This is a genomic window from Pseudoneobacillus rhizosphaerae, assembly GCF_917563885.1.
GTDB classification, from domain to species: Bacteria; Bacillota; Bacilli; order Bacillales; family Cytobacillaceae; genus Pseudoneobacillus; species Pseudoneobacillus rhizosphaerae.
In genome coordinates this window covers 171,206-193,789 of sequence record NZ_CAKJTG010000001.1, presented here as the reverse complement: position 1 = coordinate 193,789, position 22,584 = coordinate 171,206, and the positions used below count along the sequence as shown (strand labels likewise).

Genomic DNA, 22,584 nt, shown 5'->3' with positions numbered 1-22,584 from the left:
GTCTTTTATTCACTATTTCCAACGTTCAAGTTTATGAATATTCCTAGTGAAAACTCCAAGTAAGAACTTCGGAACACCCACTTCACTTAGTTTGCCTTTAACACGACACTTCATTTCATCCGCCGTTATATTCGGAAGAGTAAATTGACCTTCTGTATAACAATGACTACAATACTTCAGACTTTTCGTCCCATTCTTTTCAGTTCCGCCACCTTTTTCATCCCGTGATAAAGGCATCCCACAACTTTGACAGTTTTTGTAGGTGGTCAATGTATCACCTCCTTAAAAATTCAAAATCTTCAATAAAATAATACCATTAAAGAATTTAAATAACCAAATCATTTAAAATGTGTTTTCTTCACTATTTTTGTCGCTCAGTTATTGCTTAAATGTTGTTATCACTAAAATATATTCCAAAAATTATAAAAACTCTTTTTTTAGTCAATAATATCCTGTATTGTTATTATGTTAAAAGTAAACAAGCCTATTAACTAGAGAAAGGATCGAAAAACGCATGTTGGAAACACACCCTGTCATTAAAAAATTGAATTTCAAAGAACATGGCCAACCTGTTCTGATTGTAAATGCGCCTAAAGCCTATGAAGAAGTAATTGCTGCCTTTCAAGGTGATGTTCATAAAAAAGCATCAAACGAAAGTTACGATTTTGTCCAAGTTTTTGGTGCGACCAATGAAGAGCTTCAAACACTTGCCCGTAAAGCCATTCATCATGTAAGCGAAGATGGTTTGTTTTGGCTCTGTTATCCAAAAAAGTCCTCAAAGCAATATAAAGGATCAGATTGTAGCCGTGAGAGTGTCGCAGGAATGCTTGCCGCAGAAGGCTATGAACCTGTCCGCCAGGTTGCGATTGATGATGACTGGTCGGCTCTCCGGTTCCGAAAGCCTGAAAAAATCAAAAAGATGACCCGAGGTTTTGCCGTTACAGAACTAGGCAAACAACGAACAGAGAAATAACCATATTGGGAAATTAAAAGGAGAAATAAAAAGTTGATCGATTTCACAGAAATTAACTACTTAGCCGTTTTAATAGCAACAGTTGTCACAATGGGATTAGGATTCTTATGGTATTCGCCAGTCTTGTTCAGTAATGCTTGGGTAAAGGAAATGGGATTGAAACGGGAAGAAATGTCTGGTGGAAGTCCCTATACATATGTATTAACAGCTTTAACCGCTTTATTTGGAGCTTTTATATTAGCAATACTAGTCTCTATGGTTGGGGAAAAGACGATTGCGACTGGAATTACCGTCGGCTTACTTATTGGTATTAGTATCTCCGTTAAAATTGGGATGAATTTTTTATTTGAAAGTAGATCGCTAAAACTGTTTATAATCACGATTGGTTATCATTTAGTCACTTACTTATTAACTGGAATCATTATCGGGGCAATGTAATAGTTTTATAGACAAAAAGAGATAGGAAAAATCCTATCTCTTTATTGTGGTTTTACATAAATAGCCCCTGAAGAATGAACAGCGATACAGCCTTCAAGATCCTCATCCTTTAGAAATCCAAGGTTTAGCGCAGCCTTTACTTTTTCCTCATCAGGCTTCTTTATGACTTGAATCAAGTCCACCATATTTAAGCTCTCAAGACGGTCTACCGTTTTATCGATATCAAACTTTTCGACCTTACGTATGGCGCGTTGCAGCTTATATCCATCAATTGTCAGTTCACCTTTTTCATTAACCCCAACATTTTCATCAAAATATAGGTGAAAAGTCTTTTTCAACGCATCTAATCTTTTCTCTACATCTTTCTTCAACTCATTCAAATCCTCAAACTCACACAACATCTCTTTGGTAATCTCGTTCCTCATCGATTTACACTTCTCCCATCCCATTAATAGATATTTCATCATATGGTGACTGAAGAGAATTTATTCATAGATTAGTAGTGCAAGGAAAATGTAATTCACCAAAAGTGTACCTTTAAATGATTATTTAGTACGCAAAATAAAAAAATCTCCTTATCATTATTTACCTTTTAAAAGAAAATAAGTTAAGATAAGATTTGGATTAAATTAATTTTTACGAGGAGAGTCATCAAAATGGCAAAAGTACTTATATTCGGGCATAAAAACCCAGACACCGATACCATCTGTTCCGCAATCACGTATTCAGATTTAAAAAATAAATTAGGTTTTCAAACTGAACCAATCCGACTTGGAACCATTAGTGGAGAAACTCAGTTTGTACTCGATTACTTTAAAGTAGAAGCTCCACGCTTAGTAGAAAAAGTAGCAGCTGAAACGAAAGAGGTCATTCTTGTTGACCATAATGAATTCCAACAAAGCGCTGACGACATTACAGATGTTCAAGTTAAAGAAGTAATCGACCATCACCGTGTTGCTAATTTTGAAACAAAAGACCCTTTATATTTCCGCGTTGAACCAGTAGGCTGTACAGCGACGATTCTTAATAAAATGTACAAAGAGAATGGTATAAGTATCGAAAAAGAGATCGCTGGTTTAATGCTTTCAGCGATTATTTCGGATACACTCCTATTAAAATCACCTACTTGCACGCAACAGGATGTCGATGCAGCACACGAATTAGCTTCCATTGCTGGCGTTGACATTAATGAATATGGGTTAGAAATGTTAAAAGCCGGTGCAGACCTAAGCGATAAAACAGTGGAACAATTAATTTCGATTGATTCTAAAGTATTCCCGATGGGGAACGCGAAGGTGGAAGTGGCTCAAGTAAATGCTGTTGACACCAACGATATTCTAGCTCGTCAAAAAGAAATAGAATCGGCTCTAGAAAAAGTAGTCATTGAAAAAGAACTAGATTTATTCCTTTTGGTAGTGACAGATATTTTAAAAAATGATTCAGTAGCATTAGCGATCGGAAAAGAAAGCAATAAAGTGGAACAAGCCTTTAACGTAACATTAGACAACAATACTGCGCTTCTAGAGGGCGTAGTATCACGTAAAAAACAAATTGTTCCTCCTTTAACAGAAGCTTTTACTTCGTAAAATCAATTTGAATTTCATTAAAATGCTTGGATCCAGTTGGATATCCGAGCATTTTTCATTTGAAGGATAAATTTTTCTTCAGCCTAGTAACTTTTTCCACCGATTATCGTCTTCTTAAGTGCCGGCAATAAAAAAACAAGAGGTGTTTACAAATGAATTTCAAAAAAGGTATTGGAAGTGTATTAACCACTTTATTTATCATAACTTCATTAGCAGCATGCGGAACGACAGAAAATGGCACATCAGAACCAAAGAAGGTTGTAACTGGTTCAAATGGCGAGGCACCAACTGGAATTGTCGCAGGACAATTAACTCCTAGTCTTGAAAAGGTTATGAAAGAGGGAAAATTAACATATATTTTCACGATAAAAAATGATAAAGAAGTAGAAGATGTCCTAAAATATTCTAGTAGCCAACAATATGATTACAAATTAATCGACAGCAAGGGAAATGTAGCCTACACCTATTCAATGGATAAATTATTTATGCAAGCTATATCCGAACAAATCGTAAAGCAAGGGGAAATTGTGCAATTTGAAATTGATTTATCTGAAGACTTAAAGAAACTACCACCGGGAACCTATCAATTTGAAGTTTGGTCAACTGCAACAGATAGAGAAGACTTAAAAGCCAAATCAGAATTCAATTGGGGCGGGGAAGGTGAAGGACTAGAAGAGGAAGCTGGAAAATTAGCTGGTGCGGTCGTCACTTATGTAGGATTAATGGATCAAAATTCCATAGAAGTCATTAACGAAAACGGTGTGTACGAACATTACCGTCTATCTAATGCAGTAAAACCTGATTTTAATACCCTTGAAAAGGACGCTAAAATTACCATTCATTATGGGATTACAAGTGATGGACAAAAGATAATTGAAGAAGTCATAACAGAATAGAATTTAATCCAAGCTGTACCACATGGTGCAGCTCTTTTTATGACATATTTGTGAAACAATGAACAAACAAACACGATATGTGAAGTTCATCACAATCTTTTTCCTTATACCTTATTACAATGTAAATATAGAAATAATATTAATAACTACTAACATACCTGCACTTCTTAGGAGGCTCTACTTATGGAAAAGAAAAAACTAGTAATGATCGGAAATGGCATGGCTGGGGTTCGAACAATAGAAGAAATTATCAAATTAGCTCCAAATCAATACGACATAACGATTTTTGGTAACGAGCCTCATCCAAACTATAATCGTATTCAATTATCATATGTTTTACAAGGGGAAAAAAGTCTTCAGGATATTATCATGAATGATTGGAATTGGTATAACGAAAATAACATCGCTTTATATACGAATGAAGCTATAAAAAGCATTGATGTTCCCAATAAACAAGTCATTTCTGAACATGGAAGAGTTGTAGACTATGATGAATTAATTATCGCAACAGGGTCTAGTTCATTTATCCTTCCAGTACCAGGAGCTGATACACACGGTGTCATTGGTTTTCGAGATATCCACGATTGTGAAATGATGATCAAATCAGCCAAACAATATAAAAAAGCCGTAGTTATAGGTGGTGGATTGCTTGGTCTTGAAGCTGCAAAGGGACTATTAAACCTTGGGATGGAGGTAGATGTTGTTCACCTTATGCCATATTTAATGGAAAGACAGCTTGATGCAGAAGCTTCTAAAATGTTGAAAAATCAACTTGAAACTGAAGGCATGAATTTTTTACTAGAAAAACAAACAGCAAAAATCTTAGGTGAAGAGCGTGTCACTGGAATTCGTTTCCAAGATGGTTCAGAAGTTAATGCTGACTTAATTGTCATGGCAGTCGGTATCCGTCCTAACATTCAATTAGCAAAAGATAGTGAAATATTTGTAAATAGAGCCATTGTTGTCGATGACTATATGGAGACTAGCGTTCCTCATGTGTATGCCGTTGGTGAATGTGCAGAACACCGTGAAATCACATACGGTTTAGTTGCTCCACTTTACGAACAAGGACGTGTCCTAGCAGCCCATTTAACAGGAGTTCAAACAAAGCCATATGAAGGCTCGATAACAGGCACACAATTAAAAGTATCAGGGGTCGATCTATTCTCAGCAGGAGAAATAATTGACGATCCATCAACGAAAGCGATAAAGGTCCACAATGAATTTGATGGGGTTTATAAAAAAATACTCATCCGCAACCAAACGATTGTCGGCATTGTTCTTTACGGAGATACAAAGGACAGCACAAAATTGTACAAAATGCTATCTCAAAAAGAAGATATTAGTGGAATGACAAGTGTATCCTTATTATCTTCTGGTTGTTGCGGTGGTGGTACAGAAGCAAGCGATGTCGCCATAATGGCAGATGAAGATTTAGTTTGTGGCTGTAATGGGGTTACAAAAGGAACGATTGTTGAGGCGATTCGTACTAAGAACCTGAAAACCGTGGATGAAGTTGGTGGCTGTACAAATGCTGGGCGTTCATGCGGTCGTTGTAAATCATTGATTTCCGATATTCTTGCATACACACTAGGGGACCAATATGATACTACTGCCAAAAAGACAGCTATCTGTAAATGCACAACGTTAAGTCGTGATGAAGTAGTCGCTGAAATTGAAGAAAAAGGATTAACCAATGTTCGTGAAGTAATGAATGTCCTTGGTTGGAAGGAATCAGAAGGCTGCTCAAAATGTCGTCCTGCTTTGAACTACTACCTTGGTATGATTTATCAAGAACAATACAAAGATGACCGAGATTCTCGACTTGTTAATGAAAAAATGCATGCCAATATCCAAAAGGATGGCACTTATTCAGTTGTTCCACGCATGTATGGCGGAGTTACTACCGCTGAGGATTTGAAAAAAATAGCTGAAGTAGCTGAAAAATATAATGCTCCTCTTGTTAAGCTTACTGGAGGACAGCGCATTGGACTATTCGGCTTAAAAAAAGAAGACCTCCCACAAATTTGGGAAGACCTAGGAATGCCTTCTGGGTACGCCTATGGTAAAACGCTTAGAACGGTAAAAACCTGTGTCGGTGCAAAATTCTGCCGTTTTGGAACACAAGATTCAATGAGCTTAGGTATCGAACTAGAAAAGAAATTTGAACGAATTGATACACCGCATAAAGTAAAAATGGGGGTTTCAGCTTGTCCTCGTAACTGTGCAGAGTCAGGTATTAAAGATATTGGCTTCGTCGGAGTAGATGGAGGATGGGAAATATATGTTGGTGGTAACGGCGGAATGGATCTTCGCCCAGCAGACTTATTAGGTACGTTTAAAACGGACCAAGAGGTCATGGACATTACGGGAGCGTACTTACAATACTACCGTGAAACAGCTAATTATCTAGAACGTACATCCAAATGGCTTGAACGAGTAGGACTTGATCATGTGAAGGAAGTTTTAGCAAATAGCGACCTGAGAAAAGCGTTAAACATACGTCTGAATGAAACATTAAAACGTTATCAAGAGCCATGGCAACAAGCCATTGAAAATGACGACGTTTTAGCGAAATATTATCAAAAAAATAAAGTAACAGTTTTAAACTAATTTTTCATAGAGGAGATGACAATATATGATCCAAACCTTAAAGAAAGTTAAACTAACTAACTACCAATCAATTCCAGTTAATATTGGTCAGCTATTTCAATTGGGAGAAGAGGAAATTGCTCTTTTTAAACTTTCCAATGGTCAAATTAAAGCAGTAGAAAACCGAAGTCCGCATCCAAAAGGGGGAACCTTAGTCGAGGCTCTTGTAAGTGGAAGTTTCATCTATTGTCCGTGCTATGATTGGAAAATCAGTTTAGAAGATGGACAGGTTCAAGAACCTGATTTTGGGACAGTTAAAACGTACCGTATTTTAGTAGAAGAAGATTCTGTAAGTATCATTATTTAATCAGCTAACAAAACAGAGAGGATGCTAAATGTCCTCTCTCCACATTAAGAATGTACACACCACAGTTACACAACTTGGAAAGGATGACGGGGATATGAAAAGGGGAAAAGTATTTTTAGTTGGAGCGGGTCCAGGAGATGTAGGACTTATCACAGTCAAAGGTCTAGAAGCCATCCAAAAAGCTGATGTCATATTATATGACAGACTCGCAAACCCAAAGCTTTTACAGTTCGCTCCGTCAACCTGTGAATTCATTTACTGTGGTAAGCTACCCGATCGACATACTTTACGACAGGAACATATTAATGACCTTCTTGTTGAAAAAGCGCTTGGTGGAAAAACAGTTGTCCGCCTTAAAGGTGGCGACCCTGGGGTATTCGGAAGAGTGGGGGAGGAAGCAGAAGCTCTCGTCATGCATGACATTTCGTTTGATATCGTACCAGGAATTTCTTCTGGAATAGCTGCACCTTTATACGCTGGAATTCCAGTTACACACCGGAAATTCGGAGAATCCTTTGCAGTCGTAACAGCCCATGACAAGTCAGCAGATGGTCAACCACAGTTGGATTGGAAGGGACTTGCAACTGGTATTGACACGTTAGCTTTTTATATGGGAATCGGTAATTTACCATTTATTTGCGAAAACTTAATCAAACATGGAAAACTAGCAGAAACTCCAGTCATTATCATCCAGTGGGGGACATTCGGAAGACAAAAAACGCTTGAAGGTACTCTTGGAACAATAGCTGATAAAGCACTTAGTGAAAAATTTAGTAATCCAGCAATCACGCTCGTAGGTGACATTATTTCACTTCGTAAAAAAATCAATTGGTTCGAGAAAAAACCGTTGTTTGGTAGGCAAATTCTATTGGCTAGGACTGGAACAAATGAAAGCAAACTGGCAAAAGAATTATCTGAACAAGGGGCCGATGTATACGAATACCCGAAATGGAAAAAAAACTCGATACCTGTTGACTTTACCATTCTAGAAAAACTTAAAAGCTATAACCATATTCTTTTTACATCACCAGAATGTGTAGATGAGTTCTTCCAAATTTTAGTCCAACAGAAAATTGATGTTCGAACAATAAAGGCAGAGGTTTTTGGAGCATCCACAAAAAGTATTGCGGTGCTTAACGAGAAGGGTTTAATAGCCACACATGTGAACCAAATGCCCAAAGTAGGAAATCTCCTTATAGTTAGTGATCATGCTAGTAGTCAAAATACCGTTTACCAAATCGATAAATCTGAAACTTTTTTAACTAGCGTAAAACAAATCGATGAACAATTTCTGCCAATTAATAAGCGAATATTTGAAGAAGCTAATATTGACACAATCATTTTTCCGAGTGGACAGTCTATTACTCCATTTTTACAAGAAATCGGCAAAATTTCAGCAAACCTTACAACGAGTGCAAAAATCATCTGTATGGGTGAACAAACGTTACAAACTGCCGAGCAATTAGGGCTTTATCCTGTTGGAATGCCCGAATTACCAAATCGTAGTTCATTATTAGACTTTTTAACGAATACTTAAATTACTTGAAGGAGGTAGCGGTCTTATGGAAGCTGTAGTCTTTATTGGCCATGGTAGTAGAACACCAATCGGAAATGAGGAGTTTATTCAGTTTATACAATCCTTATTAGAAAAAATCGATGTATCCATTAAAGGCTACGGTTTTTTAGAAAAAGCAGAACCTTCGATTTTTCAAGCAATCTCAAACGCGATTGAGGCAGGAGCCACTAAAGTGACTGTAATACCTGTACTATTATTATCAGGGGTTCACGCCAATCGAGATATTCCAAATGAGCTTTTAATTGTAAAAGAATTGTATCCAAGTGTTTCCATTCGCTATGGTGAACCTATCGGCATTGACAATCAAATGGTTGAAATCATACAAGATCGTTTAATAGCTAAAGGTCATGTAGAGGAGGATATTATTATAATTGGTCACGGTAGTCGTGTGCCTGCCGCCGCAGAACAACTTCAGCAAATAGTCTCAATGCTTGAAAAGGTAAATCCCGTAAAAATAGAACTAGCGTATATAACTACAGCACCTTATTATCAAGAGGTATTGAAATATAAGAACAGAAAAACGTTTATCGTTCCATATCTGCTATTTACTGGTGGTTATATTAATCAAATTAAGGAAAAAGTAGGAAATGGGCAACTTTGCAACCCAATCGGCTTTGACCAAAAACTATATTCGATTTTATTAAAAAGAGTTCAATTAGCTAGGGTGATATAAATGAACAGTCCTTATCCCATTCATCTTAATCTTTATGGTAAAAAAGTAAGCATAATAGGTGGAGGAGCAATAGCTGAAAGAAAAGTTAAACAGCTCCTTGATACAGGAGCAATTATCGAAATTATTAGTCCAGATTTGACTGTAACGTTACACGAAACGTTAAAGGGAAATGAAAATATTTTTTGGAAGAAAAAACGATTCACAAGTGAAGATTTAGTTGATGCCTTTCTAATTATTGCCGCTACCAATGATAGAGAGACTAACCAACTTGTTGGTAAGTTAAAAAACAATTACCAGCTAGCAAATATTGCAGATGACCCTTCAGCTTCTAATTTTATCGTACCTTCCATTGTGAAAAGGGGGAAGTTGACGTTTTCTGTATCTACTTCTGGAGCAAGCCCGACATTATCCTCAAAAATTAGCAGACAATTAGAAGAAGTGTATGATCAAAGATATGAAGACTATCTTGAATTTCTAGACTCATGCCGTAAATTTGTCCTAGCTAATGTAACGGACAAGGTTAAAAAGAAACAATTATTATCAGCAATTGTGAATCACACATATTTAGACAGTAACAAGAGAGAAGCAGACTTTATAGTTTTATATAATAATGTTATGTCAACTCAAATAGAGTAAAAAACTAGATTTCCGTAACATATTGTCCAAATTACACCTTTTATTCATACAAAATAGCATAATCCGGTTGGATTAATAACGAAAATCTATTATGATGGGTAAGGGAATGATTTTAATATAACATCCAACTTACTTTCGGGGGGATACATAATGGAAAATACACAATATCGTTTGGAAAAAGATTTTCTCGGCACAAAAGATGTAGATGTAAACGCTTACTATGGAATTCAAACACTTAGAGCGGTTGAGAATTTCCCAATCACCGGCTACCGAATCCATGGAGAATTAATTAAGGCGATGGCGATCGTCAAAAAGGCAGCTGCATTAGCTAACATGGAATCAGGTCGTTTATATCATGAATTAGGTAATGTCATTGTTCAAGCAGCTGATGAGATTATCGAAGGTAAACATCATGACCATTTTATTGTTGATCCAATCCAAGGCGGGGCAGGCACGTCCATTAATATGAATGCAAATGAAGTCATTGCGAATCGTGGCTTAGAATTACTGGGTAAGGATAAAGGAGATTATTTCCATTTAAGCCCGAATTCTCACGTGAACATGGCGCAATCAACGAATGATGCTTTCCCAACAGCTATACATATTTCAACTCTAGCTTTACTAGAGACATTACTACAAACCATGAAAAAAATGCATGATGTGTTCGCTCAAAAAGCGCAAGAGTTTGACGGAATCATTAAAATGGGGCGAACTCATTTACAGGATGCCGTACCTATCCGTCTTGGACAGGAATTCGAGGCATATCGCCGTGTACTTGAACGCGATATTAAGCGAATTAGTAATACCCGCGAGCATTTATATGAAGTGAATATGGGGGCAACCGCAGTTGGAACAGGGCTAAATGCGAACCCAAATTATATAATTAATGTTGTTAAACACCTTAAGGAAATTACTGGCTTCCCATTGGTTAATGCAGAACATTTGGTAGATGCCACACAAAATACAGATGCCTATACAGAGGTTTCAGCATCTCTTAAAGTATGTATGATGAATATGTCAAAAATCGCTAACGATTTACGCTTAATGGCATCTGGTCCACGTGTAGGATTCAATGAGATTTCATTGCCTGCCCGTCAGCCTGGCTCATCCATCATGCCTGGGAAGGTGAATCCAGTTATGCCTGAGCTTATTAATCAGGTTGCTTTCCAAGTAATCGGAAACGACCATACGATTTGTTTAGCTTCAGAGGCTGGACAACTTGAATTAAATGTTATGGAACCAGTGCTTGTCTTTAACTTAATCCAATCCATAAGTATCATGAATAATGCGTTTAATGCATTTACAGATTATTGCCTAGTTGGTATTGAAGCAAATGCGGAAAAATTAAAAGCAGATGTTGAACGTAGCGTAGGTATTATTACCGCGATCAATCCTCATTTAGGGTATGAGCCTGTTGCAAGAATTGCCCGAGAAGCGATTTTAACAGGTAAATCTGTTCGCGAATTATGCTTAGCCTATGATGTATTAACAGAAAAGGAATTAGATATTATTTTAGACCCATATGAAATGACCCACCCTGGAATTGCAGGAGAAGCATTATTAAATAAGGACTAATATCAAAAAGCCCGGCGCAACTTTTGCCGGGCTTTTTGGTATTAAACACTATGATTTACAGGTTGAACTACTCTTTTCTTCAAACCAATTAAATACAATAGAACCAGAATTGTAGTTGTTATTAAAGTCCCATGAAAAATCCAAACCATTTTAGCCAACGATAAACTTTCTAATAAGACCGGAGCCACTACAAAGCCAAGGGCGAAGCCTAAAGATTTTAAAAGCATTCCAACTCCAAATATTCTGCCTCTTATATGATTGTCTGTCTTTTGAAGAATGGTTGCATGTAAAGTGGTAAAACAAGCATCAAAGATCCCAGTTAAAAAAGCGAAAGGGAACACAATCCAAAGATTACTACTAGACAAAAAGATAATGAATCCAGTAGACATGAGAATGGTCCCTGCAAAACAAGCATAATAGATTCGATTTCCATGTAACCAGCTTAACTTCGGCAAGACCATCGTACATAAAACGGACCCAATTCCCCAAACACCCCAAATCATTCCGTAATAGAAGCTTTGGTTAGAGGGATCAATATTTTCTGCTAACAGTGGAATGCCTAAGTTATGTGAAGCCCCTGCAAAGGCTCCGACTAAAAATACGAGATTCACTAGCAGTAGCATCGGGGCAAGTCTGATAAAGGAATATACCTCTTTAAGATCAGAACCGATTGAGATAATTTTTTGCATAACACCTGTTGCCATACCTGACTTTTCAACTGATGAGGTTGGCCATTTCATTTTTAATAAAACAAGCGCAGAAATGATGTAGGTAGCACCATCAATAATCAAGGTGAATTTGTATCCAAGGAAATCAGTGATGATTCCCGCTCCAATAAAGCCTCCTACTAAACTGATAGAAGTCAATCTTGCAATTAACGAATTGGTTTGTAGCACTTTATCCTGCCCAAAAATCTGAGGGATTTCAGCGCTATAGCTTACAGCAAAGAAACTACTAGTCATACCAATTAAAAAACAAACGATAATAATCATCACCGGATTAGGAAAGGGAATTAAACATAAAATAATGAGTGCTCGAAATATATCCGAATAAATCATTATTTTCCGTCGATCAAAACGGTCGGCAATAACTCCAGAAATTAAACTGGCCAGTACTCCGCCTAGTGTTCGAAATGCTAATGTTGCTGCCAGCCAGGCTGCACTGCCTGTAGCGACGTAAATGAGAACGTTAATGGCAATTAAGTCCATAAAGGTTCCTAGATCAGAGAATGCTTTTACATATAGAAAGATTTTGCGGTTCATAGGTTCTCCCTTAACATGAGTGTAATACGTATATTGTAATTAGTTTCAATTTATTTCGCAATACGAAGTTTTGGAATTTTTAAAAGATTAAGTAGGTTAAATTTATTTAACTGTTGAAATCTATTAAAAAATCGGGCAGAATTAACAAGGTACATAAAGTAGTTACTTTTTTTAGGAGGAACCCTTCATGCTTCAAACACCTATTGGTCGTTTTCGAATGATGGGCTTTATCAAAAATACAACCTTTAAAATCCGCTGGTCACTTTTAAGGGCAATCAGCGCCGTAATATTTTAAGATGATTTATTATTTTTAGAAGGAGGTACATATGTTATGGAAAAAAAGTCACCTGAACAGCTTGCACAGCTCCAGCTCGATGCCTACAACTCTAAGAAATTAGTAGAGTTCGTTGATCAATATGATGATAATATCGTCGTTATGGATTTTCCTTCAAACAAAATTACTTTAGAAGGTAAGGCTGCTTTTACAGAACGATATAAAAAATTATTTGATGAAAATCCCTTATTACATGCGGAGCTTACAAATCGTATGGTAAAGGGGAACTATGTGATGGACCAAGAATTTTTAACAGGAAAAGCAAATGGTACAACTGGTGAAGCTATTGCTATTTATGAAGTAAATGATACCCATATTGTGAAGGTTTGGTTTATTAGATAAACAGATAAAAACCCCTTATCCAATGGATAAGGGGTTTTTATTAATGTCCCATAGTAGCACTGCCATCATCTTTCCCATCTTTTGTAACCTTTAGGATTGCAACCGCTCCTTTTGTAGCATGATTAAATTGGTGAGTAACAATTGGATAATTGCCTTCTTTCGTTACGGTAAATTCTACAACTGCACCACCACTAGCAGGTAACATAACAGTCTGTAACCCTTTCATATGATTAAATGGATTTCCATCGATATAGACATCGTCAAATATCGTTCCCACAACGTGAAAGCTACTAACTTCATTTGGACCAACATTATTTACATAAATCCGTACACGGTCGCCAACCTTAGCAATAAGGGGAGTGTCTACTAATCCACTAGCCGTTCCATTCGTATTTAATTGACCTTCCTTTAGAGCTTTCGTTGAGAAGACTACATTAGTAGGTACGCCATTTGTCATATCATCTAAATCATTGTACTTATACCATTCATTTTGAACAATCACGAATTCACGGTCAATTTCACCATCGTTCGGATAACCATCTTTAGGCATTACGATAATTGTTCCGTGCATTCCATTTGCGATATGAGATAATACAGGCTTTGTACCACAATGATACATGAAAACACCAGGTTTATTAGCAGGATACGTAAAGGTACCGCTTTCATTTGGCATTACATCAATGAAATCTTTAGATGGTGCAGCATGAACGGCATGAAAGTCCATGCTATGAGGTATGGAAGGGTCCATATTTTTTAACGTAAAGTTAATCTTGTCACCTTCTTTTACAACCACTACTGGGCCTGGTGCTTCCCCGTTAAAAGTCCAAGCCTTGTACATATTCCCTTTTGAAATTTCAATGTCGGTAATTTGTGATGTCATTTCTACATTCACTTCATTTTCACCCACACGTTCCATTTTAAGAGGTACTGGAGGTTGATTTAGGCCCTTATGTGGTTCGATGATGTTAGTTACCTCTGGGGCTGAAGCTACCTTTGGTAATTTTGTTTCTTCCTTTGTTTCTGAGGCTGTATTTGCGCTACATGCCGTCATAAATAAAACCATAGTCGTAATAATAGAATTTCTAAAAAACTTTCGATTGTACATCATTTTTATTCCTCCCATTTCCCTTTTAGTTTTTTTAAAAAAATTGATTTCTTGAGATAATTTTATCTTCTGAAAAGTAAATTAATCGTGATTGGAATCACGTTTTTATTAATCATAATTGAACGATATGTGAACTGTTTAACAGTTGCTGCGACTAATATCACTCCGTCAAGAGATAGTCACTATTAGTACTGTATTAATGTTATATTAGAAAAGGAATCCTATTTTCTTAAAAAGTAAATATTCTAATACCATTGACATTCATTCTAATTTTTCCTATATTAAACACTAATTGAATATTTCTTATCCAGAGAGGTGGAGGGACCTGGCCCTATGAGACCTCGGCAACAGGCTATTACTAGTACTGTGCCAATTCCATCAAGCGAAACATGCTTGAAAGATGAGATGAGCGGAGTATATTAACCCCCTTCTTATTTTTGGAAATCATCAATAAGAAGGGGGTTTTTTGTATAGTAAATCATCTAACCTATCAAATAATCATTTTTAGATGGGAGGAGTAATTGTGTCAGATCCATACTGTAGTAATGAAACCGAAAAGGAGCAACTCATTCAGCAGTTGCTCTTATTAGGAGTATTTAAAAAAGGTGAATCACATTTATTTGAATTAACCATTCGAGAATTAGAAGAGGAATATGAAAAGTTAACTAACTTTTAAGGTAAATGACCAAGTTATTCGATCAGGGATAGGCACACACCATTTTTTTTTACATATTTTATGAAAAAAAGGTGTGATAGATGGATGATCCATACAGTCAAGCCTGGTGAGTCGCTTGCATTGATTGCTGCGAACTATAGGATAAACTTTCAAAAATTGTTATCTGCTAATCCAGCAATAACCAATCCGAACATGATATTCGTTGGTCAGAGAATCGAAATTCCAGGACTTCAAGATCCAACTAGTATTCCATATTCGATTCGAGTATCACTCGGACAACGTCAGCTTACTTTATTGAATAACGGAAGGGTTGTTAAAACTTTTCCAATCGCTGTTGGAAAAATGCTAACGCATACTCCTTTAGGTGAGTACGTCATTGTAAATCGCGAACCAAATCCAGGTGGGCCATTTGGTGTATTATGGCTTTCACTTTCTAGAAGAGGATATGGAATTCATGGCACCAATAATCCTTCTTCCATTGGGAAAGCTGTTTCCCACGGCTGCATCAGGATGCATAATAAGGATGTTTTAGAGCTTGCTAGCATGGTACCAAATGGTACAAGAGTTGTTATTCAATAATAAAGGCTCTTTTCGTAAACTTTGTTGCTATTTATAACAAAGTAAAAATCGGCAATAGGATTTTTTCGGGTTTACTCACGAAATTATTAAGTTTGAAATCTTTTGAACAAGGAAAAGAGCACGAAATCCATATTTGGTGTGTGAAAAGAATGCGTTCGAAAAGCAACAATATTTGCGAAAACAGCCACTATAAAAAAAGTGAATAATTTTATGAATCTAATCCATAATAAGTTTAGGACTTGTAGCTCAATGGGTAGAGCAGCCAATGAAGTACAAACGGTCTTCGTTGTGCATTTTGTGGGTTCAAATCCCACCTGGTCCTATATTTACTCGGAGGCGATCAAGAATGAAGGAAGAACACCCCTTTCCTACACGAGATGAATTAGACCAAGCCTTTACGCTGCTTCAGGATCAAATTACACGAATCACTGTTGCCGAGGAAGAGGAATTAGTTAAGCAAGAAAAGGAAAATGAATAATATAAATTAATCCAAACTCTCTTCTTTAGAAGAGCGTTTTTTTTATCTAAAAACTTACTAAACAGGTTGGAAAACTTGTATTATAATAAGAGTAGGAAGTGATGAAAAATACAACCAAGTAAACTAGTAAGGTAATTGGAAGGGGAAAGCATTATGAGTAAAGTCTATGTCATTCATGAGAATAGTGAATGGACGATCCATTTAACACGCAGATTAGAAGAGTTGGGAGTACCATATGAAGAATGGCATTTAGACGAAGGTACTGTTGATTTAGCTAGTGAGCCACCAGAAGGTATTTTTTATAACCGAATGAGTGCATCCTCTCATACTAGAAATCATCGATATGCACCCGAATTCACGTTACAGGTGTTAGCTTGGCTTGAAGCACACGGAAGAACGGTAATTAACGGAACTCGAGCACTGCAATTAGAGGTGAGTAAAGTTCAACAATATTTAGAATTAAATAAATATGGAATCAAAACACCTAAAACAACTGCAGCAGTTGGAAAACAACATATTTTACAAGCAGCTGAAAAATTCCGTGGGCAACCATTTATCACCAAACATAACCGTGCTGGTAAAGGGCTTGGCGTTCAATTATTTCATACCGTTGATGGATTAAAGTCTTATGTTGAAGGACCAACCTTTGAAGAACCTGTTGACGGAATTACACTTATTCAAGACTATATCCAAGCACCAGAAAGCTTTATAACTCGCTGTGAATTTGTTGGCGGAAAGTTTGTATATGCGGTGAAGGTAGATACTTCAAAAGGATTTGAGCTATGTCCTGCTGATGCTTGTCAAATTGGCGATTTATTCTGTCCCGTTGGGGAAGAAGTAGAAGATAAACCGAAATTTCAAATCATCGAAGGCTTTGATGAACAAATTTTAACAAAATATGAGCAAGTCTTAGCTGAAAATAACATCCAGGTTGCAGGAATCGAATTTATCAGAAATGCAGAAGGCGACATTTTCACCTACGACATCAATACGAATACGAACTACAATTTCGATGCTGAAGCAAAAGTAGAAAAATACGGAATGCTTGAGTTAGCAAAATATTTGAAGAGAACACTAGAGGAGAAAACTCTTTCAACGACAAATGTTTAAAGTAAAAATAAGCCATTAAGTATTTTCAACAATAACTAATATGACTATTTGTCCGATAGAAGCGCTCTATCGGACATTTCAACTGAACCGAACCATTTATTTGTCCGATAGAAGCGCTCTATCGGACATTTCACCTGAACCGAACCATTTATTTGTCCGATAGAAGCGCTCTATCGGACATTTCACCTTAACCGAACCATTTATTTGTCCGATAGAAGCGCTCTATCGGACATTTCACCTTAACCGAACCATTTATTTGTCCGATAGAAGCGCTCTATCGGACATTTCAACTTAGCCGAACTATCTAAATGTCTGTTAGGAAATGAAATTTCTTATTAATGAAGATTACACTTTCAATCAGACATATCTTCTGACAAACTCCTACTAAAAGCTTTCCCATTAATTTTTACATGTTCTTCTTTCACATTGACACTTAATGACCAGATTAAGTAAAATAAACCGAAGGTAAAATATAACATTCCGCAAATAACACCCATTGTTCTTGGTTCATAAACCTCAAGTAATACTCCCGTTACAAACATTGAAACACCTAATATGGAATTAGATATTGTTGCTGACATCCCAAAGTACATTCCTTGTAATCGTAACGGAATCGTCTCCATTACTACCGTATCAATGAGTGTATTTCCAACTCCACCAAAAATGGTTAAGATCCCAAACAATATGACCACTAAGGCAAATGAGTTTGATTGACTAACCAATATGAGAATAATACCTTCAATCATCATACAACTAAAACCAAAGAGGAGGTAATGCCCTTTTATCCATTTAGTAATCATCGGACTTAAAATAAATCCAGATCCGAGCACACTATAAAGAATCCCAACCCCTAAATCAGCAGCATCGAAAGTTTCAATGGCATACACACTAATTAACACATTTTCAATTCCATTTGTAAGCGGAACAATAAAGTCGATTGAAACTAACATTAACAATAGTGAGGAAGACATAACCACAGAGAACAATGTCGTTAGTTTTGCCTTTTCATCGTTCCTGTCAGCTTCTATATTTGTACGAGCCTCCAAAGTCGGGATGGTGACAATAATGAATCCTGCAATCAAAAAGGAAAGAATATTTATGGAAAATGCCGCTTTTGCTCCAAAAGCAAAAGATACCACTCCACCTGTTAATGCCCCTATGATTAACACAAAACCTAATAATACTTGTTCCCAAGAGTTTACTTCTTTTAGGTTCTTTTGATTAATAATAGCTGGAATACTGGATCTTCTAGTTGGGGAGTATAGGGCTTCACCACTAGCTAATAGAAAGGAACCCACATAAACAATCCACATATCCTTTGGACCTTGAATCCACAAAAAGGAAAGGGCTATCAATACTCTTGTGAAGTCTGTATAAATTAATAGTTTTTTCCGCGAAAGTTTTTCTGCTATTGAACCACTTAGTGGTCCGAATATTAGGAAGGGCAACATTCTTAGCGCCAGTGTGATTCCAACAGATAATCCCGAGCCTGTCATTTGTAGAATTAATGTTAATAAGGCAACCTGACTAAAACGGTCACCAATCCCATTAATAATTCCTGCAAAAAATAATTTCCGATACGTTTTTTCCCTTTTTAACGCTCTGAACACCTTCATCACCTAAATCCACTTTGATTATCATCTAATTAAACCACCATCTAATTAGATGATAATCGAATCGCATGAAACATGTAAACTGTTTTCTTTAAAATTTTTCATGTTTTGCAGTAAAACTTACTGATTTATTTAAAAGACAAAAATCAACGTGTATAATAGGGAGAGAAAACTAGTCTCCTAGTTTTAAAAAAGGAGCGATATAAATGTTTCAAACAGCTCAACAAATATTAAAAAGTCATTTTGGATATGATGAATTTCGCCCAGGGCAGAAGAGAACCCTTGAACATGTTTTCAACGGGGAAAATACTTTATGTGTAATGCCTACAGGCGGTGGGAAGTCCTTATGTTACCAAGTTCCCGCACTTGTTTTGTCTGGGACAACCATTGTCATTTCACCACTTATTTCATTAATGAAGGATCAAGTGGACACCCTTCAACAGCTTGGGATTGCGGCTACATACATCAATAGTAGTTTATCTACAAACGAGATAAATGAAAGGATGACCCTTGCACGAGCAGGTGAATATAAACTGCTTTATATCTCGCCAGAACGTCTTGATTCTGGATTATTTTTAAAAGAGTTGGGAAATGTGGAAATCCCCCTTATTGCAGTCGATGAAGCACACTGTATATCCCAATGGGGACACGACTTCCGTCCAAGCTATATGTACATCTCTAGTATTCTTAATCATATTCAAACAAAGCCAATCGTTCTAGCCTTAACTGCAACGGCAACGCAACAGGTCCGAGACGATATATGTCAATCTTTAAAAATTGATAATGAGGTAGTTACAAGCTTTGAACGTAATAATTTGTCTTTTTCGGTGGTAAAAGGGCAAGACCGAGACCGATTTTTATTAGATTATATAAAAAAGAATGATAAGGAATCTGGGATTATTTATGCAGCCACTCGGAAAACAGTAGACCAGCTATACCAAACATTAACGAAAGCAAAATTGAATGTGGCGAGATATCACGCAGGCTTAAGTGATAACGAGAGATTAGAGCAGCAAAATGCTTTTTTACAAGACGAAAAACCGCTTATGATCGCCACTTCAGCCTTCGGTATGGGTATCGATAAATCCAATGTTCGCTATGTGATTCACTACCAAATGCCAAGAAATATGGAGAGCTATTATCAGGAAGCGGGACGGGCGGGGCGAGACGGACTTGATAGTACGTGCATCCTCCTGTATGGTGCTCAAGATACAATGATCCATCGATTTTTAATTGACCAAACTTTAGATCGTAGTCGAATTTCACTCGAGCTTGAAAAACTGCATCAAATGGTCGGTTACTGTCATACGGAAAATTGCTTACAATCCTGGATTGTTGAATATTTTGACGAAAATTCGGCTGGTATATGTGGTCGTTGCAGTAATTGTACCGATACAAGACAAGCAGTAGACGTCACTAAGGACACCCAAATCGTTCTATCTTGTATCATAAGAATGGGGCAACGTTTTGGAAAATCTGCCGTTGCAAAGGTCCTAACAGGCTCTAAAAGTAATACCATTACCCAATTCAACTTTCATCAGCTAACCACTTATGGAATGCTGCAATCAAAAAGTTCCAAGGAAGTCACTGAATTTATTGATTATTTGATAACAGAAGAGATTATTGGAATCGAAACTGGGCAATTTCCGACTATTTTTGTTACAACGAAAGGTAAAGAAGTACTAACAGGAAACATACTGGTAAGCCGAAAAGAGGAAATCCAAGCCAAAACAATATCCAAGGCAGATCCTCTATTTGAAGAATTGCGTTTACTTCGGAAACAAATTGCCGATAAAGAAAAAGTTCCTCCATTTGTTATTTTTTCGGATACAAGCCTACAAGATATGTGCCTAATTTTACCTAAAACAAATGAAGAATTTTTACAGGTAAAAGGGGTAGGAGCACACAAGTTAGATAAGTATGGACTTGAATTCATCCAGAAAATTAGAGCCTACTGTGCTGATCATCCTGAACGAGTGAGCGAAATAAGTTCAACTATAGAAATGACTAAAGCACCAAAACCAAAGGCCAAGAAGGAACCAAAAGAGCCAAAGGATCCGAATGCTAAAGCTTCGCATCTTATTACCTATGATCTCTATTGGGCAGGTACCTCGATCCCAGATATTGCAAATGAAAGAGACATGACATTAACAACGATTGAATCACATATTATTCGATGTGCAGACGAGGGTCTTTATATCGATTGGGAGAAAGAGATTCCAATTGAATATAGGTCGTTAATTGAGGGTGCTGTTGCAGAAGCTGGAACTGAAAAATTGAGACCAATTAAAGATCTATTACCTGAAGAAGTCACTTATTTTATGATCCGAGCTTACCTATCCTTGAATCCTTCCAAATAACTTAGAAAGACAAGAACAAATACAGTTCTTGTCTTTTTTCGTCATATTAATAGTACTATTTACTATACATTCAACCATAAAATAAGAAAAAGGACCAAGAAAAGGGGGTGAGAGAGTGTATGTCCATGTTGTGAGCAGTGGAGATACCCTTTGGGCAATTTCAAACCTGTATAGAGTTTCAATTCCATCCATACTGAGTTTGAATGGTCTAACTAGTTCGGAAATTGTTCCAGGAATTGCTCTATATATACCAACAACTAACCTAGCCCTCCGTTTTTATAGGATTTCTCCAGGTGATTCATTGGGACAAATAGCTTCTAATTTTCAGATAAACGCAAACGATCTTCTATTAGCAAACCCTGGGATTCATCCTAATCAATTAATAATTGGACAAAAAATTACCATACCTTCACCTAACAAAATGACAATTCAAACATTAGGTTTTATAGTCCCATATTCTTCCTCAAAATTACTTCCCACCTTAAGAAAGTTAGCCAAAAATATTACCTATTTAGCCGTTGTTTCCTATTCCTTTACAGATGAAGGGTGGGCATATGTTCAATTAGATGACGCAGAAATCGTTTTAGAAAGTAAACGATTAGGAATGAAGCCACTATTAATGATTAGAAATTATTCAAATGAAGCATTTAGTCCAGAACTTGTCGGACGTGTCTTTGAAAATCCAATCTATAGAGCGAATTTAGTTAATAGCATCACCAATCTCGTTCAGCAAAAGGGATATGAAGGAGTAAGTATTGATTTTGAATTTGTTCCTCCCCCTAGAAGAAACGATTTTAATACGTTTTTAAGTGATTTAAAAAGGGCTTTAGGAAATCGAATTTTACAAGTAAATGTACATGCCAAAACGGAGGATATTCCAACTAATCGTATTATCGGTGCCTATGATTATAAGGCGATTGGTGAGATTGCTGATATTGTCGGTGTTATGACCATCGATTATGGATATCCGACTGGCCCGCCGAATCCTGTTTCCCCAATATGGTGGGTAGAGCAAGTAGTTCAATATTCAATTCAATTGATTCCCCCATCTAAATTACAAATATCAATAGCCATGTATGGGTATGATTGGAGATTAATCGACAATGTTACAACAGCTAAGTCCAATTTAAATGCACAGAATTCAGCCATTTCCAATAAAGTTAGTATTCAATACGATGATTATGCTGCGGTACCCTGGTATCGTTATTGGATAGGAACAGAAGAACATATTGTTTGGTTTGGAGATATCCGTAGTGTAATCGAGAAATATAAGCTCATTGATTATTACCAACTGCTAGGAACAACCTATTGGCATATTGGATTAGATTTCCCACAAAACTGGGCGTATTTAGAAGGTAATGTCCATGTAGTTAAGCCGTTACGCATTTCATAGTTTAACATTTTTTAAGAAAA

Annotated in this window: 22 protein-coding genes, 1 tRNA gene and 1 riboswitch; of the genes, 18 read left to right on the top strand and 5 right to left on the bottom strand. The window is 36.8% G+C overall.

The window, feature by feature from the left end; genetic code table 11:
• Window positions 1-12: 12 nt before the first annotated feature.
• Complete coding sequence (locus LRP83_RS00940; RefSeq protein WP_230494785.1) at window positions 13-270, bottom strand: zinc ribbon domain-containing protein; 258 nt, start codon at window positions 268-270, stop codon at window positions 13-15.
• 244 nt (window positions 271-514) lie between these two features.
• On the opposite strand from LRP83_RS00940, the gene LRP83_RS00935 reads away from it, so the two are divergent.
• Window positions 515-973, top strand: a complete 459-nt coding sequence (locus LRP83_RS00935; protein ID WP_230494784.1) for a DUF3052 domain-containing protein — start codon at window positions 515-517, stop codon at window positions 971-973.
• 33 nt (window positions 974-1,006) lie between these two features.
• Window positions 1,007-1,411, top strand: a complete 405-nt coding sequence (locus LRP83_RS00930) for a DUF1761 domain-containing protein (RefSeq protein WP_230494783.1) — start codon at window positions 1,007-1,009, stop codon at window positions 1,409-1,411.
• A gap of 41 nt (window positions 1,412-1,452) precedes the next feature.
• Here the strand turns inward: LRP83_RS00930 and LRP83_RS00925 are convergent, their stop codons facing one another.
• Complete coding sequence (locus tag LRP83_RS00925; protein ID WP_230494782.1) at window positions 1,453-1,836, bottom strand: hypothetical protein; 384 nt, start codon at window positions 1,834-1,836, stop codon at window positions 1,453-1,455.
• 231 nt (window positions 1,837-2,067) lie between these two features.
• Here LRP83_RS00925 and LRP83_RS00920 point away from each other — a divergent pair, with 231 nt between their 5' ends.
• The 8 genes from LRP83_RS00920 to aspA all read left to right on the top strand — a co-directional run bounded on the left by LRP83_RS00920 (window position 2,068) and on the right by aspA (window position 11,312).
• The gene (locus tag LRP83_RS00920; protein ID WP_230494781.1) at window positions 2,068-2,997 is read left to right on the top strand and encodes a manganese-dependent inorganic pyrophosphatase; all 930 of its coding nucleotides are present in this window, start codon (window positions 2,068-2,070) and stop codon (window positions 2,995-2,997) included.
• A 152-nt stretch (window positions 2,998-3,149) separates the two neighbouring features.
• Window positions 3,150-3,893 carry a BsuPI-related putative proteinase inhibitor gene (locus LRP83_RS00915; RefSeq protein ID WP_230494780.1) on the top strand — a complete coding sequence of 248 codons (744 nt, stop codon included), beginning with the start codon at window positions 3,150-3,152 and terminating at the stop codon, window positions 3,891-3,893.
• Window positions 3,894-4,076: 183 nt separating this feature from the next.
• The gene (nirB, locus tag LRP83_RS00910) at window positions 4,077-6,506 is read left to right on the top strand and encodes a nitrite reductase large subunit NirB (protein ID WP_230494779.1); all 2,430 of its coding nucleotides are present in this window, start codon (window positions 4,077-4,079) and stop codon (window positions 6,504-6,506) included.
• A 25-nt stretch (window positions 6,507-6,531) separates the two neighbouring features.
• A complete protein-coding gene (locus LRP83_RS00905; RefSeq protein ID WP_230494778.1) occupies window positions 6,532-6,852 on the top strand; it encodes a nitrite reductase (NAD(P)H) small subunit in 321 nt (106 codons plus the stop codon).
• Between the two features lie 94 nt (window positions 6,853-6,946).
• Complete coding sequence (gene cobA, locus LRP83_RS00900) at window positions 6,947-8,389, top strand: uroporphyrinogen-III C-methyltransferase (protein ID WP_230494777.1); 1,443 nt, start codon at window positions 6,947-6,949, stop codon at window positions 8,387-8,389.
• Between the two features lie 25 nt (window positions 8,390-8,414).
• Window positions 8,415-9,101, top strand: a complete 687-nt coding sequence (locus LRP83_RS00895; RefSeq protein ID WP_230494776.1) for a sirohydrochlorin chelatase — start codon at window positions 8,415-8,417, stop codon at window positions 9,099-9,101.
• Window positions 9,102-9,737, top strand: a complete 636-nt coding sequence (locus tag LRP83_RS00890) for a precorrin-2 dehydrogenase/sirohydrochlorin ferrochelatase family protein (RefSeq protein ID WP_230494775.1) — start codon at window positions 9,102-9,104, stop codon at window positions 9,735-9,737.
• 150 nt (window positions 9,738-9,887) lie between these two features.
• Entirely contained in the window at window positions 9,888-11,312 is a 1,425-nt protein-coding gene (gene aspA / locus LRP83_RS00885) for an aspartate ammonia-lyase (RefSeq protein WP_230494774.1), read from the top strand.
• A 41-nt stretch (window positions 11,313-11,353) separates the two neighbouring features.
• Here the strand turns inward: aspA and LRP83_RS00880 are convergent, their stop codons facing one another.
• A complete protein-coding gene (locus LRP83_RS00880; protein WP_230494773.1) occupies window positions 11,354-12,574 on the bottom strand; it encodes an MFS transporter in 1,221 nt (406 codons plus the stop codon).
• 331 nt (window positions 12,575-12,905) lie between these two features.
• Between LRP83_RS00880 and LRP83_RS00875 the strand changes: the two genes are divergently transcribed.
• Entirely contained in the window at window positions 12,906-13,250 is a 345-nt protein-coding gene (locus LRP83_RS00875; protein ID WP_230494772.1) for a nuclear transport factor 2 family protein, read from the top strand.
• Window positions 13,251-13,290: 40 nt separating this feature from the next.
• Here the strand turns inward: LRP83_RS00875 and LRP83_RS00870 are convergent, their stop codons facing one another.
• Complete coding sequence (locus LRP83_RS00870) at window positions 13,291-14,358, bottom strand: multicopper oxidase domain-containing protein (RefSeq protein ID WP_230494771.1); 1,068 nt, start codon at window positions 14,356-14,358, stop codon at window positions 13,291-13,293.
• 297 nt (window positions 14,359-14,655) lie between these two features.
• Window positions 14,656-14,762: riboswitch (SAM riboswitch) on the top strand.
• Window positions 14,763-14,878: 116 nt separating this feature from the next.
• On the opposite strand from LRP83_RS00870, the gene LRP83_RS00865 reads away from it, so the two are divergent.
• The 5 genes from LRP83_RS00865 (at window position 14,879) to LRP83_RS00850 (ending at window position 17,198) form a co-directional block, all read left to right on the top strand.
• Window positions 14,879-15,031, top strand: a complete 153-nt coding sequence (locus LRP83_RS00865) for a Fur-regulated basic protein FbpA (protein WP_230494770.1) — start codon at window positions 14,879-14,881, stop codon at window positions 15,029-15,031.
• A gap of 84 nt (window positions 15,032-15,115) precedes the next feature.
• Window positions 15,116-15,610, top strand: coding sequence for a L,D-transpeptidase family protein (locus LRP83_RS00860; RefSeq protein WP_230494769.1), 495 nt, complete (start codon window positions 15,116-15,118; stop codon window positions 15,608-15,610).
• A 235-nt stretch (window positions 15,611-15,845) separates the two neighbouring features.
• A tRNA-OTHER gene (locus LRP83_RS00855) sits at window positions 15,846-15,932 on the top strand.
• Between the two features lie 24 nt (window positions 15,933-15,956).
• The gene (locus tag LRP83_RS23165) at window positions 15,957-16,088 is read left to right on the top strand and encodes a hypothetical protein (protein WP_290369466.1); all 132 of its coding nucleotides are present in this window, start codon (window positions 15,957-15,959) and stop codon (window positions 16,086-16,088) included.
• 153 nt (window positions 16,089-16,241) lie between these two features.
• The gene (locus LRP83_RS00850; RefSeq protein ID WP_230494768.1) at window positions 16,242-17,198 is read left to right on the top strand and encodes an ATP-grasp domain-containing protein; all 957 of its coding nucleotides are present in this window, start codon (window positions 16,242-16,244) and stop codon (window positions 17,196-17,198) included.
• A gap of 353 nt (window positions 17,199-17,551) precedes the next feature.
• On the opposite strand, the gene LRP83_RS00845 is transcribed toward LRP83_RS00850, so the two are convergent.
• Window positions 17,552-18,814, bottom strand: coding sequence for an MFS transporter (locus LRP83_RS00845; RefSeq protein ID WP_230494767.1), 1,263 nt, complete (start codon window positions 18,812-18,814; stop codon window positions 17,552-17,554).
• A gap of 203 nt (window positions 18,815-19,017) precedes the next feature.
• Here LRP83_RS00845 and recQ point away from each other — a divergent pair, with 203 nt between their 5' ends.
• Together recQ and LRP83_RS00835 are read left to right on the top strand one after the other, a co-directional pair.
• The gene (gene recQ / locus LRP83_RS00840; RefSeq protein ID WP_230494766.1) at window positions 19,018-21,171 is read left to right on the top strand and encodes a DNA helicase RecQ; all 2,154 of its coding nucleotides are present in this window, start codon (window positions 19,018-19,020) and stop codon (window positions 21,169-21,171) included.
• Window positions 21,172-21,286: 115 nt separating this feature from the next.
• On the top strand, window positions 21,287-22,564 hold the full coding sequence (locus LRP83_RS00835; protein WP_230494765.1) for a glycosyl hydrolase family 18 protein: 1,278 nt from the start codon (window positions 21,287-21,289) through the stop codon (window positions 22,562-22,564).
• The last annotated feature ends 20 nt before the right edge of the window (window positions 22,565-22,584 follow it).

Coding starts and splice junctions, on each gene's coding strand:
- LRP83_RS00870 (WP_230494771.1), bottom strand. CDS start 14,358: ATGATGTACAATCGAAAGTTTTTTAGAAATTCTATTATTACGACTATG.
- LRP83_RS00875 (WP_230494772.1), top strand. CDS start 12,906: ATGGAAAAAAAGTCACCTGAACAGCTTGCACAGCTCCAGCTCGATGCC.
- LRP83_RS23165 (WP_290369466.1), top strand. CDS start 15,957: ATGAAGGAAGAACACCCCTTTCCTACACGAGATGAATTAGACCAAGCC.
- LRP83_RS00925 (WP_230494782.1), bottom strand. CDS start 1,836: ATGAGGAACGAGATTACCAAAGAGATGTTGTGTGAGTTTGAGGATTTG.
- LRP83_RS00905 (WP_230494778.1), top strand. CDS start 6,532: ATGATCCAAACCTTAAAGAAAGTTAAACTAACTAACTACCAATCAATT.
- LRP83_RS00915 (WP_230494780.1), top strand. CDS start 3,150: ATGAATTTCAAAAAAGGTATTGGAAGTGTATTAACCACTTTATTTATC.
- aspA (WP_230494774.1), top strand. CDS start 9,888: ATGGAAAATACACAATATCGTTTGGAAAAAGATTTTCTCGGCACAAAA.
- nirB (WP_230494779.1), top strand. CDS start 4,077: ATGGAAAAGAAAAAACTAGTAATGATCGGAAATGGCATGGCTGGGGTT.
- LRP83_RS00895 (WP_230494776.1), top strand. CDS start 8,415: ATGGAAGCTGTAGTCTTTATTGGCCATGGTAGTAGAACACCAATCGGA.
- LRP83_RS00935 (WP_230494784.1), top strand. CDS start 515: ATGTTGGAAACACACCCTGTCATTAAAAAATTGAATTTCAAAGAACAT.
- LRP83_RS00860 (WP_230494769.1), top strand. CDS start 15,116: ATGATCCATACAGTCAAGCCTGGTGAGTCGCTTGCATTGATTGCTGCG.
- LRP83_RS00845 (WP_230494767.1), bottom strand. CDS start 18,814: ATGAAGGTGTTCAGAGCGTTAAAAAGGGAAAAAACGTATCGGAAATTA.
- cobA (WP_230494777.1), top strand. CDS start 6,947: ATGAAAAGGGGAAAAGTATTTTTAGTTGGAGCGGGTCCAGGAGATGTA.
- LRP83_RS00920 (WP_230494781.1), top strand. CDS start 2,068: ATGGCAAAAGTACTTATATTCGGGCATAAAAACCCAGACACCGATACC.
- LRP83_RS00890 (WP_230494775.1), top strand. CDS start 9,102: ATGAACAGTCCTTATCCCATTCATCTTAATCTTTATGGTAAAAAAGTA.
- LRP83_RS00880 (WP_230494773.1), bottom strand. CDS start 12,574: ATGAACCGCAAAATCTTTCTATATGTAAAAGCATTCTCTGATCTAGGA.
- recQ (WP_230494766.1), top strand. CDS start 19,018: ATGTTTCAAACAGCTCAACAAATATTAAAAAGTCATTTTGGATATGAT.
- LRP83_RS00850 (WP_230494768.1), top strand. CDS start 16,242: ATGAGTAAAGTCTATGTCATTCATGAGAATAGTGAATGGACGATCCAT.